Origin of the sequence: uncultured Microscilla sp. (assembly GCF_947493425.1) — a bacterium.
GTDB lineage: Bacteria > Bacteroidota > Bacteroidia > Cytophagales > Microscillaceae > Microscilla.
Window position 1 is genome coordinate 1 of the sequence record NZ_CANLRP010000521.1, and the last position, 400, is coordinate 400.

Consider the following 400-nt stretch of genomic DNA (forward strand, 5'->3'; position numbering starts at 1 on the left):
TTGATCATGTTTGCTCTTTGTCTCTGGTACCGTTGAATCAGAAACATTGATCAACTGACTAAGCCCGGTTTGTAAACCCTGAGTGACTGCTGCAATGATTTCCTGGTGAGGCAATACTCCTTCTTTAGTTTCTTCGGGCAGGGGCAAAATAGCGTGCTGCTTGCCTTCGGCTTCTACCCGTTTCATAAAAGCGTTGTGAAAGTAGTAAGCGTATACCATCAAGAGTTCCAACACCAACACCACCGAAAAACCAATCCCCATTCCCAAATGGCGGTAATAATGGTTGGTGCGGCTACGTTGCTGGTACCCGGCTTCAATCCGGGCAATTTGCTCCGCTTGTTGTTGCTCAAGCGTTGCTTTTTCTGCTTTGCCCGCCCGCAGGTTTTCCTGTTCGGCTTTG

General features: G+C 48.2%; 1 pseudogene. It reads right to left on the reverse strand.

Going from position 1 to position 400, the window contains the following annotated elements:
• A pseudogene (locus Q0954_RS34550) lies at positions 1–400 on the reverse strand (hypothetical protein); the annotation flags it as partial.